The following is a 16,865-nucleotide window of genomic DNA, read 5'->3' as shown; positions in this document are numbered from 1 at the left end:
TAACTAATTACACAGTTATCTATTGCAGCTATTAATTTCTTAAAATACCTTTAAATAGCTTGCCCACTGTAATACTCCCCAGCCCTAAGAGTACTCCCACAATAGTCATAACAATACCAATCAATTGTGACCAAATAGGTACGTCTCCCATCATTATCTGTATAATAAGTGCAAAAATAGGAACAAAGTTAAAAAATATCGCCGTCTTTCCAGCTCCACGAATAGCAACACCCATATTCCAAAAAAGATAGGCAATAGTTGAACCACCAATACCTATATAGATACAAGCCAGATGGCTTTCAAATGTTCCGGAAGATAATGCAATGATCGGTGATTCAACAAAAAGCGCAATAAACACCAATATAATCGCACCGAAAAGCATTGTCCAACTAGTAACCTCCAGAGGCGTCGCATCTTTGACAAATACCCGTATTCCTACTGTATAAATTGACCAACCAAGACTTCCCATAAAAATCATTATGTCTCCAGTTGCCACCTGAACTTCACCACCCAAAACCAATTGACCATTGGTAATGACTAAAGCAACACCCAGCAAGCTAATAACCATACCTGTTATACGCATAAATTCAGGCAACCGACGATATATAATAGCTTCCATAATATTGGCAGAAATAGGAGTCGTTGCCACAATCAGAGCAGCCGTGACTGGATTTGAACTTTGCAGGCCGACAAAAAACGCACCATTAAACCCCGCTACACCAATCGCACCAAGAACAATAAATGCACACCAGTTTTTTTTCAAAACCTTGCTGTGAATCCCCTCTTTCCATGCCAAAAAAATAAAAATACAGATAACCGCATAGAAAAAACGTTCAACAGAAGCCGTCCATGGTGGCAAGCTCGCAAGCGCAAATTTTGTTACCTGAAAATTTGATCCCCAAAAGAATGTTGCAATTAACGTAAGCACAATTGCTAACTGTGGTGTTGTCTTCATACTCATTACCTTAATTTTTTGATTTATTTCAAGCAGAGTGATCTTTGGCAAAATCATTGTGGCATCTTTCAAAATTGAAATATTTAGGCAATATTGGTAATCAATTTTTCATAAATGGAAACTATACTATGCAATCACTTATTTGGGATGACATCCGAATATTCTTAGTTGTTGCGCGGACGGGTACTATAAGTAAAGCAGCCGAGCTTCTTGGCATTGGTGTGGCAACAGTCTCAAGAAAAATCGAACGCTTGGAAAATACCTTCGGAATGCCGTTATTTCTGCGGCATCAGGCAGGTTATCGGCTAACGGAAGATGGCGCAGAACTATTGGAAAAAGCCAAGAACATGGAGATAGCAGCAAGTTCATTTCTGTTTGAAGCCGATATACGAGCAACTATTGCAGGAAGTGTACGTTTTGCAACACTCGAAACATTAGCCAATCATTTAATCATGCCAAACTTGCCAGCCTTACAGAAAAATTATCCAAATCTGACGCTAGAAATCACAACTGATATCTACTCTGTAAATCTTCATCGCCGTGACGCTGATTTAGCACTTCGAATCATTAGGCCAGAGCAAGGTCATGTTAATGTCCGACAAGTAGGAATCTTGGGGTTTGGCCTTTATGGAAGTGAAACCTATCTGGCTACTTGCCCCGCCAGTATATTTAGAGGTGAATACAATAACGCTCATTTTATTGGCTGGACAAATGAGTATTCACAACTGCCTTCGGTTAATTGGCTTAAGCAAACCCTACAAGGGCGTCCACTTTCAGTTGCAACAACATCCATATGTACTCAAATTGCAGCAGCAAATGCAGGTCTGGGGTTGGCTGTGCTACCTCATATTGCAGCCAATGACTCCGGGCTTATTTGTATTTCATCTGACCTAGGCATAGATAAACCTATCTGGCTTGTGATTCAATCTGATTTGGCCCATTCCCCCAGAATCCGCAAAGTGGCTGATTTTTTGGCAGAGGTGGTTTTTCAAAATCAGGATAAACTTTCTGGGTAGGCTGGTGTTAATTTTATTATTATAATTCTAGAATAAATAATTCAATAACAGATTTAATTTAATTACTATTTTATAAGAAATTATTTCAAGTGAAACGTTATGGTTATTTGACCCCATTAAGAAAAATTACTTATTGAAAGTTAGAACTAGTTAATATACATTATAAAAAACGACACAAATGTCGCTTTTCGGATAAAAAATGAAATCACTTAAAACACAACGCGATATAATAAAATCATCACTAAATGTTTTTATTAGAAAAGGTTATAGTCAGGTTACAATGACCGATATTATTAATGAGTGTGGTATCAGCCGAGGTGGAGTGTATCGCTATTTCCAATCAACTAAAGAAATTTTCATTGCCTTGATACGTCAAATTAACTCACAACAGCTAGATAATAAATTTAAAACTTTTTCAGAATATTTAGAAAAAGAAAAAAACGAATTATTGAATATTCGCGATACCATCCGAGTCGCTGGATATGAGTTTATGATCCAAGAATCACAAAAAGATGATAGTCATTTAGCATGTGAAATATATCAGTCTCACATCCAAATGATTACACAATTGACCGGTTTTGACCAAAAACAAGCAGAACAAGTTTTTCTGGTTCTAGAAGGGCTCACTGTAATGGCTCTAACTGGTATTTTAACCAATGAATTAATAGAAAATCATTTTAATTATCTTATCGAATTGGCTAACAAAAGAGATAATCATGGATAATACTCTGCATTATATAAAAAACAACATGATATTAACTCATCCTATTGAAGCATTAGAGAAATTATTAATACACCTATATTTAGGTGATCATATATCAAGCAAAGCATTATCATTAAAAAGTGGATTACCTATTCCTATTATATCCGCCTTTAAAAAAGAATTAATAAAGTTCAACTTTGCTGATAACAAAGGAATTTTTAAACTAAACCCGATAGGAATAAAATACATAAAAAATCATCTTGGATATGAAACTGTTAATACACATCAATATATATCATTATCAGAAAGTGAGAACCAGAAGAAATTTGAAGTTGAACTAACAACATTATTGAAACCCATATACGAATGTCGCCCACAAGTGAATGTCATGTTAGATCAAGCTCACGCAACACTAGAAACATCGATACGTCGGGTAATGTTATTGCTTAATAACCCCTGCATATTTAAGCAAAAGATTTTATTTCTAGGTGATGATGATTTAACCTCCTTAGCTCTAATGATGGCATTCAAAAAACTTGGTCACTATAATCCACAAAATATTTTTGTGAAGGATATAGATAAAGAACTATTGAATTTTATAAAATCAGCATCAGAACAAAATGATTTTATTATTAATACTGAATACATAGATTTAAAACACTCTCACGAATATACAAAAAAATTTGACATCATTTTGACCGACCCTCCCTATACTTTAAGTGGACTCAAACTATTTTTATCACGGGCAATCAGTTTTTCTAAAAATGAAAATAGTGAAATATTGCTATCATTTGGACAAAAAAGACCAGAACAGCACCGGGAAATACAAAGATTATTCTATGAACAAAACCTACTCATCAAAAATATTCATCCACAATTCAACCAATATCATGGTGGAAGTATTATCGGTAATGTAAGCGATCTCTATGTACTTTCTGTAACAGAAAATACATACTCAACAATTCCAAAAAACAGTTTTTATTCCAACAAAATATATACTGGCGAACTTAATCCTCGCGTTAAGTTTTATCAATATAAATCATGCCATAATATGATAACAATTGGATATGAAAGAAGTATATTAACAATAGAAAAATTGATAGAAATGAGTTGTAATCAATGCGGTGGAATAAAATTTCAATATCGTGGTCAAGAAAAAATTAATTTACCTACTAATAAAAAATTTGAGACCAAACAACTCGGCACTCATATTTTAATAGAAATGAAAAATTGTGATAGCAATAAATTAAAGTCTATCTCTACAATTGAATCAATCATTCTTGATGTTGCTAAAGAATGTAACCTTAATATTGTTACTTATCATTTTCATGAATTTGAACCGTGGGGAGTCAGTGGTGTGATAATATTAGCAGAATCACATTTTACGATACATACATGGCCTGAATACCACTATGCTGCGATCGACTTATTTATCTGCAATGAATTTAATCAGAAAACTACCCTTATAACACAACTACAAACTCAACTAAGCTCAAAAGAATATGAGTATAAGGTGCTGCAACGAGGTTTCTAATTTTTAAATTAAAAAATATATCCTTTACCTGAATCTAAAATAAAAAGGAAGCAATCAAAGCGATGCTTCCCTTATCCAATTTGTTTCTATAATATTTAGAAATATCATGCAAAACGACTATTGATTAAGGCCATTCCCATCACATCACAATATTGATCATTTCTTAATGACTGCATACACCGAATACCTTCAACTTCAAATCCAAATTTTTTATACAGAGCAATCGCTTTTTCATTATCAGCAAACACTTCCAGTTCAATTCTGATACAACCTAACCAATTGAATGCATAATCAATTACAAAAGCCATCAATTTTGAACCAACACCCTTGCCAGAATAATCGGCATCAACACCAATACCAATCCCCACCGCGTGTCTGCGTCTCGGATTAGCATGGGTAAATAATTCTATTGTACCTACGACTTTGCCATTCACTTCAGCTACAAAAGCAATATGCCCTTGTTCTCTATTTAGTTTCAAACGCTCCCGCCACATTTCGCGCGAAGGACATGGGCGTTGCAAAGTATTAGAGTAAACCTCAGGATGGCTAAAAATGTGCTGATAATGCTCAGCATCTTCTGGCTCAGTTGCCCTAATTATAATTTCCATACATACCTCTTTTTCAGCTTGACTCTGTTATAATTACCTGATAAAAAATAAATGTAAATAATAGTGTATTAAATATTAATCGAAAATAAAAAATCAACCTATTGATAATGTTTTTTTATTTCTTTAGAGTTCATATGGTTCAGGAAAATACAGCTATTTTTGAATCACTCAAAAATCTTGAAATGAGTCTTCACGGTGAAAAAAGAAATAATTCCGAGTGGTTAAACACGGTATTACATGATGATTTTCTGGAAATCAGTAAATCAGGTTATGTTTATACTAAAAAAATTGTGTTCGATGAATTAACTACAGAAATAAAAACTACTTCTCAGATTTTCTCAAAAGATTTTTCTATGAACTGTCTTGGTGAAAATATTGTATTACTCACTTATCAATCTCATGAGATAGATCGGACTGGAAAGCTATTCAATCAAGCGCTTCGCTCATCAATTTGGCAATTATCTTCAATCGATAAATGGCAACTGAGATTCCATCAAGGTACGATCATGCTTATTTAAGATAAAAAATGGCTCAGTATTTGAGCCATTGAAAGTTAATTTACGGAGTTTTCCACTTAGTGAGTCAGATGTTTTTTGCGCTTTTTCACAATCTGAAATCCGATCATGAGAATAATAAACCAAATTGGTGTGGCTATTAATGCTTGGCGAGTATCCGGCTGTAAAGAAAGTAGTACCAAGACAAAAGCAAAGAAAGCCAAGCATACCCAGGACATCACAATACCAAATGGCATTTTATATACTGAGGCCTGATGCAACTCTGGGCGACATTTTCTGTAAGCCAGATAGGAGCACAGAATCATGCTCCAAATAAACATAAACAGAATCGCAGAAACGGTTGTCACTAGAGTAAAAACACGCATCACATCTGGAATAAAGTAGATCAAAACAATCCCAAAAGAGAGACATGAACAAGTAAAGATCAACCCTGATGCAGGAACAGAACGACTAGAAAGGCGGCTAAACTGCTTTGGCGCATCCCCCTCTTTCGACAGACCAAACAACATCCGACTAGTAGAAAAAACGCCACTGTTTGCCGAAGATGCCGCAGAAGTCAGAACTACAAAGTTCACAATGCTGGCAGCGGCAGGCAATCCGATCAAGACAAATAGCTCTACAAAAGGGCTTTTATCCGCAATGATAGTCTGCCACGGAGTGACCGACATAATTACAATCAGAGCCAAAACATAAAATGTGATAATACGAATTGGAATGGCATTAATCGCTTTTGGCAAAGATTTCATCGGATTTTTGGTTTCCGCCGCAGCGGTTCCCACCAATTCAATACCGACAAAAGCAAATATCGCTATCTGGAACCCAGCAAAAAAGCCGCTTAACCCCATAGGGAACATCCCACCATCACTCCAAACATTAGAAAGTGCGGCAACATGCCCTGCTGGCGATTGAAAGTTCATATTAATCAAAATCCCCCCTGTCACAATCAAGGCGACAATAGCAATAATTTTGATCATGGCAAACCAGAATTCCAGCTCCCCAAACAGTTTTACTGTCGCGAGATTTAGAGTTAACAATACCAGAACGCACAAAAGTGAAGTTCCCCATTCTGGAAAGTTAGGTGCCCAATATCCAACATAAGCAGTGATGGCAACAATATCTGCTATACCAGTAATTACCCAGCAGAACCAGTAAGTCCAGCCCACAAAAAAACCGGCCCACGGCCCCAGTAAATCCGCAGAGAAATCACTAAACGACTTATAGTGCAAATTAGAAAGTAATAACTCTCCCATTGCTCGCATAACGAAAAACAGCATAAATCCAATGATCATATAAACAAAAATGATCGAAGGCCCCGCAAGAGAAATCGTTTTGCCTGATCCCATAAACAGGCCAGTACCAATGGCACCGCCAATTGCGATTAACTGTATATGTCGATTGGTGAGGCTTCGCTGCAGGTGCGAACCTCCAGTTTCAGGAGTATGAGTGGGTTGTATTTTTTCTTCCATAGTCGTATCCAGTTTATTCTCACAGCATGGTTTTAAAACCCTCAAACTGTGTTTAAGAGAACATTGTGACATAGACAAGCGCGGTATTAACAGAAGGATTTCATATGAAAAATAGAATGATTATATTTAAACCAATCAGTTAAGAATTTATTGCACACATTTCATTCACTTAATAAAAGGATGGGTATAGATCATTGACGTCTCGTTGACACTGAAAAATAATTAATTTTGTTGGGTCGTTATCAAAATACTTTTTGTGTTAATCAAACTGAAAAAAGTTGAAATTTTTTCCAACTATTATAATTTACTTCTGTTCCCTGAAAACTAGTGCCAATACTCTCTACCGTTATGGTTTGGAATATATTCAACAACCAACTCAAGGTGATTTTTAATCATTTAATACATGACCAACTTTAGATAGCATCTCCCTCACAATACTAGCGTGAGTGAGAGATACTGGCATCATATACATTTTTCCAAAAAAATTATGAGTTATAACAGATGCCGTCACAGTTACTATACAACCGCCCCCATGATTATCATTAGAGAAAACATTCAGAGATATCAAAACTGCCAAGTGTATATCTTTCGATAATAGGCACATTTCATCATCACTGATACATACAATCTTAAAAAAATCAATATAGTTTCCATCTCGAAGGATTTCTTTTAAATTCTCACCAGAGAACCCATGAATTTTTTTTACACCAGCAAGACTTGAAATTTTATCTCTTATATTAAAAGAAATACGTAACCATAATGGTATTTCCTTTGTCATTTCATTATAAATATTAAGAGCGGTCATTTTATTTACAATAAAATCCTTCTGTTGACTATAATAATCTAGTTTATCTTTTTCATCTAATAGCAAACAATCAAATTCATCACGATATTACATATTTCACCACAATATTATTTTCTGAAAAATAAACCAGCTCAATATTAGTTAAGAATGTAGGAAATCATTCGACTTGCCCATGCTATGATTAATAAATAATTAACGGCTAAACTAATAAGCCCCTGAATCATCAGGGGCTTTTCATTTTATTAGATTATTTGGTTTTATAATGCGCTTCTGCTTCAATAAAACGCTGTTGTGTTGCCTGACTTGGGGCTTTTCCTACCAGGCTCACCACGATGATAGCAATCGTCGCGAAAATAAAGCCCGGAATAATTTCATACAGGGCAAACCAACGGAATTCCATCCAAACCAGAACGGTACTAGCTCCCACCAACATACCTGCTAACGCACCATTACGAGTCATGCGTTTCCAGAGTACCGAGATCAGAACGACAGGGCCAAATGCCGCACCAAATCCGGCCCAAGCATTACTGACCAATGCCAGTACCTTATTGTTCGGGTTAGTTGCAATCACAATGGCAATGACTGCTACCAACAAGACCATCATACGACCAACCCATACCAGTTCTTTCTGGCTGGCTTTGGGGCGTATAAATGCCTTATAGAAATCTTCAGTCAACGCACTAGAACAAACCAGCAACTGACAGCTCAACGTACTCATAACCGCAGCCAGTACCGCAGACAACAATATCCCCGTGAGCCATGGATTAAACAAGAGCCTACCCAGTTCAATAAAGATACGCTCATGGTTTTGCAATACTGGCCCTGCCTGCCCCGGATATATTTCAAAATATGAAATGCCAAAGAAACCCACAGCCACCGTACCCATAAGACACAGTAGCATCCACGTCATACTAATGCGGCGGGCTTTATGAATAGTCTGATGAGAATCAGCCGCCATGAAGCGAGCCAGAATGTGTGGTTGACCGAAATAACCCAACCCCCAACCCAATAGAGAAACAATGGCAATAATATTCAGATTTTTAAACATATCTAAATATGCGGGACTTTTTGCCTCAATAATAGTAATGGCGGTGCCAACTCCCCCCACTTTGAACAAAACCAAAACTGGAACTAAAATCAAAGCGAAAATCATCAAAGTTGCCTGAACAGTATCCGTCCAGCTGACAGCAAGAAAACCACCGAGGAAAGTATAAGCAATCGTAGCCAGTGCACCCAACCAAATCGCTTTTTCATAGCTAATACCAAAAGTGTTTTCAAATAATAGACCACCAGCCACAACACCCGATGCACAGTAAATGGTAAAGAAAACCAAGATAACCAATGCAGAAATAATACGCAGAATCTTGCTTTTATCTTCAAAGCGATGAGTAAAATAATCGGGTAACGTCAGGGCGTTATTACTAACTTCGGTATGTACACGTAATCTACCCGCAACCCATCGCCAATTAAGGTATGCACCTAGCAGTAGACCTAATGCGATCCAACTTTCTGAGATACCGAAGAGAAAAATAGCCCCCGGCAATCCCATCAATAACCAGCCACTCATATCAGAAGCGCCAGCAGATAATGCTGTTACTACACTACCTAATCTCCGTCCACCTAATATATAGTCATCAAAGTTTTTGGTGGAGTGATACGCCATGAATCCTATCAGCAACATCGCAGCGATGTAGATAATGAAGGTAATGAGCATTGGTGAATTTACTGTCATGCAGGTTCTTCTCCATAGTGTTTTTATAAATCATGTATCTGCAAATGTGTTATTTGCGTAAATCATGCCATCTGTGCTTGAAGCAAGTTTAAGTAATACCTCACTTTTTTATCAGGTTATAATTAAGTTGCACCTGAAAATGACATTAGTTTCCATTAGAACTATTTACACCTGTAATTATTTTAAAATTACATTCTATCCTAGTTTAGCCAAAACATTTTTAACAACTAATTAACTGGATTTTTATAAAAAACGCTTACTAAATCACATTTATCACTCCAGAAGTTGCACCTTAAATTAAGTAACTCGTTATACCTTAAACTTATGCGATTAAAATAAAATTCATAAATATCAGTCAAATAAATAATAAGTTTCACTGAGAAAATAATAAAAACAAGATTAATTTCACAAAATTAGAATGACCGCTTTTAACACAGTTGCACAAAGTTGCAACATAGAAGATATTGTTATGTAACTTGGTTTAGTCTTACCTATTAAGGAGTGAGAATGGGTAGTACCACTATGGGCGTGAAGCTCGATGAAGCAACGCGTAATCGCATTAAAGCCGCCGCACAACGAATTGAACGCACACCACACTGGCTAATTAAGCAAGCTATTTTTAATTATCTTGAACGTCTGGAAAATGAGAGAAATATTCCAGAAATATCAGTGGGTCAGAATAACAAAGAAGAAAAGATTTCCGAAGTAGAATCACCGATTGAGGCGCCTTATCAACCATTTCTGAATTTTGCCGAGCATATTTTACCCCAATCGGTGAAACGTTCTGCAATTACTGCGGCCTATCGCCTCCCAGAAACCCAAGCGGTTCCAATGCTACTGCAATGTGCACAGCTAGCTGAAGAACAAGCCAAGGCAACTTATAAACTCGCTTATTCTATCACTGAAAAACTACGCCAACAAAAGCAAGGTATTGGCCGCTCAGGTTTGGTTCAGGGATTATTGCAAGAATTTTCACTTTCTTCACAGGAAGGGGTGGCACTGATGTGTCTTGCCGAAGCTCTGCTGCGCATCCCCGACAAAGCAACCCGCGATGCTCTGATCCGCGATAAAATCAGTAACGGCAACTGGCATTCCCATTTGGGCCAAAGCCCCTCCATGTTTGTTAATGCTGCAACATGGGGATTGCTGTTCACTGGTAAGCTAGTGTCTACCCATAACGAAGCCAAGTTATCCAAATCACTAAACCGCATTATCAGCAAAAGCGGCGAGCCATTGGTGCGCAAAGGTGTAGATATGGCAATGCGCTTGATGGGTGAGCAATTTGTTACGGGAGAAACCATCGCGCAAGCTCTTGCCAACGCCCGCAAACTGGAGGAGAAAGGCTTCCGCTATTCCTACGATATGCTGGGCGAAGCCGCATTGACCGAAGAAGATGCGCAAGCCTACATGGTTTCCTATCAGCAAGCGATCCACGCCATTGGTAAGGCATCAAATGGTCGTGGCATTTATGAAGGGCCGGGAATTTCCATCAAACTTTCAGCCCTGCACCCACGTTATAGTCGTGCCCAATATGAACGTGTTATTGATGAGCTCTATCCTCGCCTACTTGCTCTGACTTTACAGGCACGTCAGTATGATATCGGTATTAATATTGATGCAGAAGAAGCTGATCGTCTGGAAATCTCTCTCGACTTACTGGAGAAATTGTGTTTCGAGCCGAAATTAGAGGGCTGGAACGGCATTGGTTTTGTCATTCAGGCTTACCAGAAACGTTGTCCTTTCGTCATTGACAGCATTATTGATTTGGCACAGCGCAGTCGCCACAGATTGATGATCCGTCTGGTAAAAGGTGCTTACTGGGACAGTGAAATCAAACGTGCTCAAATCGACGGACTGGAAGGTTATCCGGTGTATACCCGCAAGGTCTATACTGATGTTTCTTACCTCGCCTGTACCCGCAAACTACTTTCTGTCCCTAATTTGATCTACCCGCAATTTGCTACCCATAACGCCCATACTTTGTCTGCCATTTATCATCTGGCCGGACAAAATTACTATCCGGGGCAATATGAGTTCCAATGCCTGCATGGCATGGGTGAGCCGCTTTATGAACAAGTCGTCGGTAAGATCGCAGAAGGTAAACTCAATCGTCCATGTCGTATTTATGCACCAGTGGGAACACACGAAACACTACTGGCTTATCTGGTACGTCGCTTGCTGGAAAATGGTGCCAATACTTCGTTTGTCAACCGTATTGCGGATACTTCCCTGCCAATTGATGAACTGATCGCTGATCCGGTAAAAACCGTACAAAAATTGGCTCAAACCGAAGGGCAAATCGGCCTGCCACATCCCAAGATTCCTCTCCCGCGTGATTTATATGGCAAAAACCGTGTTAACTCATCGGGGCTGGATCTCTCGAATGAACATCGTCTGGCTTCCCTTTCCAGTGCCCTGCTCAATTCTTCAATGGAAATGTGGAGCGGAGAACCGCTACTGGGCGGTGATTATCAATATACAGGAGAACGACCTGCAACTAAGCCTGTGAGCAATCCTGCCAGACCTTCCGATATAGTAGGTTATATTCGCGAAGCTACTGAACAGGAAGTCAGTCATGCTCTGGGTACAGCGACTGATGCTGGCGCAATTTGGTTTGCTACTCCACCATCCGAGCGTGCCGCGATTTTAGTGCGTGCAGCGGAGTTGATGGAAAATAATCTGCAATCCTTGCTCGGCATTCTGGTTCGTGAAGCGGGTAAGACATTCAATAATGCGATTGCCGAAGTACGTGAAGCGGTGGATTTTCTCCATTATTACGCAGACCAAGTTCGTCAGGATTTCGCCAATGATACCCATCGCCCACTGGGACCTGTCGTATGTATCAGCCCGTGGAACTTCCCTCTGGCAATTTTTACCGGCCAAATCGCCGCTGCATTGGCAGCAGGCAATAGTGTACTGGCAAAACCTGCGGAACAAACGCCACTCATTGCTGCGGTTGCGGTAAAAATGTTGCATCAAGCGGGAATCCCACGCGATGTACTGCAATTACTGCCCGGACAAGGGGAAACAGTAGGTGCGTTACTGGTCGGTGATGATCGTGTGCGCGGCGTGATGTTCACTGGTTCTATCGAAGTTGCCAGCTTGTTGCAACGCAATATTGCCAGTCGCCTTGATGCGCAAGGACGTCCAATTCCGTTGATCGCAGAAACCGGTGGCTTGAACGCCATGATTGTCGATTCCTCCGCGTTGACCGAACAAGTTGTCACCGATGTTGTCGCCTCCGCTTTTGACAGTGCTGGTCAGCGTTGTTCTGCCCTGCGTATCCTGTGTGTTCAGGAAGATGTTGCTGAAAGAACTATCTCCATGCTGAAAGGTGCAATGGCTGAATGCCGGATGGGTAATACTGAGCGCTTATCCACAGATATTGGCCCTGTCATTGATGCAGAAGCAAAAGCAGGTATCGAGCGTCATATTCAAACCATGCGCACCAAAGGCCGGACGATTTATCAGGCGGCACATGAAAATGCAATGGACAGCCAAGAATGGTCACAAGGCACTTTCATCAAACCAACGCTGATTGAGTTGGAAAGTTTTGATGAATTGAAGAAAGAAATTTTCGGGCCAGTTCTGCATGTCGTTCGTTTTAAACGCAATGAATTGGATAAGCTGCTGGATCAAATCAACGCTGCTGGTTATGGCCTAACGTTGGGTGTTCATACTCGTATTGATGAAACCATCGCGCATGTCACGAGTAAAGCAAAAGTCGGTAACTTATATGTTAACCGCAATATCGTCGGGGCAGTCGTCGGCGTACAGCCATTTGGTGGCGAAGGTTTGTCAGGTACGGGGCCAAAAGCCGGCGGGCCACTGTATTTGTATCGCTTACTGTCACAGCGCCCTCTCAATGCTGCCAGTCAAACGCTGGAACGACAAGACGCAGAATATGAGCTTGATACCAAAGCCCGTGTCGCCCTGCATTCATCTCTCTACAAGCTGGCTGATTGGGCAACCGGGCAAAATAATGAAGCTCTGGGTCAGGTCATTCAGGAATACAGTTTACTGGCACAAGGCGGAACAACACGCTTACTGCCCGGGCCAACCGGAGAGCGCAATACTTATACTCTACTACCGCGCGGGCATGTTCTTTGCCTTGCAGATAACAAGCAAGATGTATTGGTGCAATTAGCTGCGGTACTTTCTGTCGGTTGTCAGGCCATTTGGGAAAAAGACGAACTGCATCAAGGATTGCAACGCCAGTTACCAGATGAAATTCATCAGCATATCCATTGGATCAATGATTGGCAGAATGAAGAGGCCGTAATGGAAGCAGTTATTTATCACGGCGATTGCGATCAATTGCGTCAGATTTGTGAGGTGATTGCACAACGTAAAGGGCCGATTATCTCCGTACAGGGGTTTGCCCGTGGTGAAACCAATTTACTACTGGAACGCTTACTGCATGAACGTTCATTAAGTGTTAACACGGCAGCGGCAGGCGGTAATGCCAGCCTGATGACGATTGGCTAACATAGGTACAGGTTAATATAACTTTTTTCGTTAAAGTCACTTTGGATTAAAACAACTTGCTAAAAGCAATCAAAGTAAGCAGGCTAAATAATTCAAAGTAAATTAATTAAGATTAATTTCTTATAAACATATAATTATTTAAATATATAGCAGTAAAAATAACGTAAAAACATAGAGGGGAATGCGTGACAATCGCATTCCCCTCTGAAATCTTTTCAATCCAACAACATTATATATCGGTATAATTAATCAATAACCGCTCTGTTGCCAGCTCAGATATTGCTCATATTTACGCAGTGCAATATTGTAATTGCTGAAAGCAGATTGAGATAATTTCTCGCTGAGTTTTTCCTGAATTTCTTTTGGCTTAAACTCACCTGTCGGGTAATTACTTGAAGTCAGTAATTCATCTAAACGTCTTAAACGAACCACATACTCACGCACAGTACTATGACTCATCTCTGTTTGCTCAAACAGATACTGTTTAAATGACATAATATCGAAATGATCAGTCTGACTATTGCAATAAATTTCACTACAAAAGCGGCACAGCGCTACAAATTTACCCTGTAACTCATTCCAAGTTTTGTCATCCACCAATTCAGTCATCTCAGAAATAGCTTCTTTATTGATGACCTGACCGTTAAAAACAAGTGAAATACGGTCGAGTGTTTTATGACAATGCAGACAATGAGTCTGACTATGTTTATAGTCTTTAATATAACGGCTAAGAGGCCGTTTCTTTTGTGTTGTAACAGACATAAGAGATAAAGCCCTGTGTATAGTCTTAATAAAAAAACAAACAAGCAAAAAGTTACTTCTCTGGATTCAAACGCGCCCTCAGCCTTTTTATCGCCTGACTGTGAAGCTGGCTTACACGGGATTCCCCCACATTAAGCACTGCGCCGATCTCTTTAAGATTCAGTTCTTCCTGATAGTACAGCGTAAGAACCATCTTTTCCCGTTCAGGCAATGATTCAATGACATCAATGACCCGCTGACGAAGATCACCGCCCAGTAATTGTTGGAGAGGATTTGTCTCATGCTCTTCCTCAATCACTGGCTCACAACTTTCACCGTGAATTTCGTGCCATTCGTCATAAGAAAACAGTTGACTGTTATTTGTGTCTAACAGTATTTGCCGATATTCTATCAGATTAATCTTTAATTCTTTAGCAACTTCCTGCTCACTGGCCGGACGGCCTAACTCTTGCTCAAGTTTACGGATGGTCTGCGTGACTTCACGTGCGTTACGCCGCACACTACGCGGAGCCCAATCACGGCTCCTCAACTCATCCAACATTGCACCTCTGATGCGCTGTACCGCATAGGTGGTAAACGCTGTTCCCTGTAGGGAATCAAAACGCTCCACCGCATTCAGTAAGCCTATGCCACCGGCCTGAAGCAAGTCATCGAGTTCTACGCTGGCAGGTAATCTTACCTGTAGCCTCAAAGCTTCATGGCGAACCAAGGGTACATAGCGCTTCCAGAGGCTATTTTTGTCCATCACGCCTTCGGCGGTATACAAATCGCTCACAACAACAGACACCTTTGGATAAGAGACTGGATACCATTATCCAATCACCTAATCGGTACAATCGTTTGAACAATGAAGTAAAAGCACTTCTTTTTCACCTATGCGAAATTTTTGATGTCCGCCCAAATGCATAGCAAGTTTCAGGCTGTCCTTGACGGTCTTTATAAAACTATGACCAAAAAATAAGGACCGGCGAACCGATCCTTATTTTATAAGCGTCGTTTATGCAGGTTGCCCTACACAAATGCTCAACTGGAAAATAAAAATTAACGCAGCAGAGACATAACGGATTGTGGAATTTGGTTCGCCTGAGCCAGAACAGCAGTACCCGCCTGTTGCAGGATCTGACCACGGCTCATATTGGAAACTTCAGTTGCGTAGTCGGCGTCTTCGATACGGCTTCTTGCAGCGCTCAGGTTGTTAACAGTGTTGTTCAGGTTATTAACAGTGGATTCCAGACGGTTTTGAACGGCACCCAGGGAACTGCGCAGGCTGTCAACTTTTGCTATAGCACTGTCCAGCGTATCCAGTGGCTTAATAATTTCCTTTTCAGTGGTTACCACACCAGTAGTAGCTCCTGATGCATTAAATGTTTTAGTTTTACCTGTCGTAGCATCCGTACCTTCTAAGATATATTTGCCTTTATTATCTTTATCTTCATATACTTTTACGGAACCAGCCGTCAAATTATTTGTCTTTTCTGCATCTTTTGTATCAACATCTTTCGCACCGGCACCAGTACCGAGTTTTGTAAGTAAAGTGCCCTTTGACACAGCTGAAGTACCAGTTACATCAAATTTGTCCAGTTCCAGAACCTCACTATCGATTTTTTTCAGATCAATGTTGATAACTTCGCCATCATTAGCACCAACTTGAATCTTCATAGTACTATCTTTGCTCAGTACTTTTACGTTGTTGAACTGAGTCTGTTCAGAAATACGGTCAATTTCTTCCAGACGCTGTTTAACTTCTTTCTGGATAGAATCCAGATCGCTCTTAGAGTTACTACCGTTTTGTGACTGAACAGACAATTCACGGATACGTTGCAGGTTGCTGTTGATTTCGTTCAGAGCACCTTCGGTAGTCTGAGCAATAGAAATACCGTCGTTTGCGTTACGGGAAGCCTGAGTCAGACCTTTAACGTTAGCAGTGAAACGGTTAGCAATCGCTTGACCAGCAGCATCATCCTTCGCGCTGTTAATACGTAAACCAGAGGACAGGCGCTCAATAGCTGTACCTAAAGTGCCTTTAGATCGGGTCAGGTTGTTCTGAGCCAGCAGAGATGAATAGTTGGTATTAATGACTGATGCCATAGTAGAGTTCCTTTTAAAATCAAGTCGATATAATGAGTTTGAGCCTATTTGCCCACGGTGTTCATCACCGCCAACAGTTTTATCGGCTGCTTAAAAAGAACCTTTAATATTTCTTGAAAAAACTTTTTTATTTTTTCCTCTCTTTTCCTCGATAACCCAAATAACGCCTATTCTCATCAACTATTCCATCCAT

13 protein-coding genes are annotated in these 16,865 nt (G+C 39.9%); 5 read left to right on the top strand and 8 right to left on the bottom strand.

The genetic code is table 11. From position 1 onward, the window contains the following. Positions 1 to 31: 31 nt before the first annotated feature. Positions 32 to 1,012, bottom strand: coding sequence for a DMT family transporter (locus tag PSI23_RS05850; RefSeq protein WP_273554205.1), 981 nt, complete (start codon positions 1,010 to 1,012; stop codon positions 32 to 34). On the opposite strand from PSI23_RS05850, the gene PSI23_RS05845 reads away from it, so the two are divergent. The 3 genes from PSI23_RS05845 to speD all read left to right on the top strand — a co-directional run bounded on the left by PSI23_RS05845 (position 1,000) and on the right by speD (position 4,208). Then, complete coding sequence (locus tag PSI23_RS05845; protein ID WP_273554204.1) at positions 1,000 to 1,971, top strand: LysR family transcriptional regulator; 972 nt, start codon at positions 1,000 to 1,002, stop codon at positions 1,969 to 1,971. The two genes, PSI23_RS05850 and PSI23_RS05845, sit on opposite strands and share 13 nt — an antisense overlap. Before the next feature lie 199 nt (positions 1,972 to 2,170). Beyond that, a complete protein-coding gene (locus PSI23_RS05840; RefSeq protein WP_273554203.1) occupies positions 2,171 to 2,695 on the top strand; it encodes a TetR/AcrR family transcriptional regulator in 525 nt (174 codons plus the stop codon). Beyond that, positions 2,688 to 4,208 (top strand): adenosylmethionine decarboxylase, encoded by a 1,521-nt coding sequence (gene speD / locus PSI23_RS05835; RefSeq protein ID WP_273554202.1) that lies wholly within the window; start codon positions 2,688 to 2,690, stop codon positions 4,206 to 4,208. Before PSI23_RS05840 ends, speD begins: the two co-directional genes overlap by 8 nt. Positions 4,209 to 4,312: 104 nt before the next feature. On the opposite strand, the gene PSI23_RS05830 is transcribed toward speD, so the two are convergent. Then, the gene (locus PSI23_RS05830) at positions 4,313 to 4,816 is read right to left on the bottom strand and encodes a GNAT family N-acetyltransferase (protein ID WP_273554201.1); all 504 of its coding nucleotides are present in this window, start codon (positions 4,814 to 4,816) and stop codon (positions 4,313 to 4,315) included. Positions 4,817 to 4,950: 134 nt separating this feature from the next. Between PSI23_RS05830 and PSI23_RS05825 the strand changes: the two genes are divergently transcribed. Further along, positions 4,951 to 5,334, top strand: a complete 384-nt coding sequence (locus PSI23_RS05825; protein WP_273554200.1) for a nuclear transport factor 2 family protein — start codon at positions 4,951 to 4,953, stop codon at positions 5,332 to 5,334. A gap of 56 nt (positions 5,335 to 5,390) precedes the next feature. Here PSI23_RS05825 and cycA read toward each other — a convergent pair whose 3' ends face one another. From cycA to putP, 3 genes are all read right to left on the bottom strand, one after another. Beyond that, positions 5,391 to 6,797: a D-serine/D-alanine/glycine transporter gene (gene cycA, locus PSI23_RS05820; RefSeq protein ID WP_273554199.1), complete on the bottom strand. Its 1,407-nt coding sequence runs from the start codon at positions 6,795 to 6,797 to the stop codon at positions 5,391 to 5,393. Positions 6,798 to 7,185: 388 nt separating this feature from the next. Next, complete coding sequence (locus tag PSI23_RS05815; protein ID WP_273554198.1) at positions 7,186 to 7,668, bottom strand: DUF2867 domain-containing protein; 483 nt, start codon at positions 7,666 to 7,668, stop codon at positions 7,186 to 7,188. A gap of 181 nt (positions 7,669 to 7,849) precedes the next feature. Continuing rightward, entirely contained in the window at positions 7,850 to 9,334 is a 1,485-nt protein-coding gene (gene putP / locus PSI23_RS05810; protein WP_273554197.1) for a sodium/proline symporter PutP, read from the bottom strand. 507 nt (positions 9,335 to 9,841) lie between these two features. On the opposite strand from putP, the gene putA reads away from it, so the two are divergent. Beyond that, complete coding sequence (putA, locus tag PSI23_RS05805) at positions 9,842 to 13,822, top strand: trifunctional transcriptional regulator/proline dehydrogenase/L-glutamate gamma-semialdehyde dehydrogenase (protein ID WP_273554196.1); 3,981 nt, start codon at positions 9,842 to 9,844, stop codon at positions 13,820 to 13,822. 249 nt (positions 13,823 to 14,071) lie between these two features. Here the strand turns inward: putA and fliZ are convergent, their stop codons facing one another. The 3 genes from fliZ to PSI23_RS05790 form a co-directional block, all read right to left on the bottom strand. After that, positions 14,072 to 14,584, bottom strand: coding sequence for a flagella biosynthesis regulatory protein FliZ (fliZ, locus tag PSI23_RS05800; RefSeq protein ID WP_092519038.1), 513 nt, complete (start codon positions 14,582 to 14,584; stop codon positions 14,072 to 14,074). Positions 14,585 to 14,636: 52 nt separating this feature from the next. After that, positions 14,637 to 15,359 (bottom strand): RNA polymerase sigma factor FliA, encoded by a 723-nt coding sequence (locus PSI23_RS05795; protein ID WP_273554195.1) that lies wholly within the window; start codon positions 15,357 to 15,359, stop codon positions 14,637 to 14,639. 266 nt (positions 15,360 to 15,625) lie between these two features. Further along, the gene (locus PSI23_RS05790) at positions 15,626 to 16,672 is read right to left on the bottom strand and encodes a flagellin N-terminal helical domain-containing protein (RefSeq protein WP_273554194.1); all 1,047 of its coding nucleotides are present in this window, start codon (positions 16,670 to 16,672) and stop codon (positions 15,626 to 15,628) included. Positions 16,673 to 16,865 lie beyond the last annotated feature (193 nt).

This window comes from Xenorhabdus yunnanensis (assembly GCF_028598805.1).
GTDB classification, from domain to species: Bacteria; Pseudomonadota; Gammaproteobacteria; order Enterobacterales; family Enterobacteriaceae; genus Xenorhabdus; species Xenorhabdus yunnanensis.
This window is presented reverse-complemented; position numbering and strand designations above follow the sequence as displayed.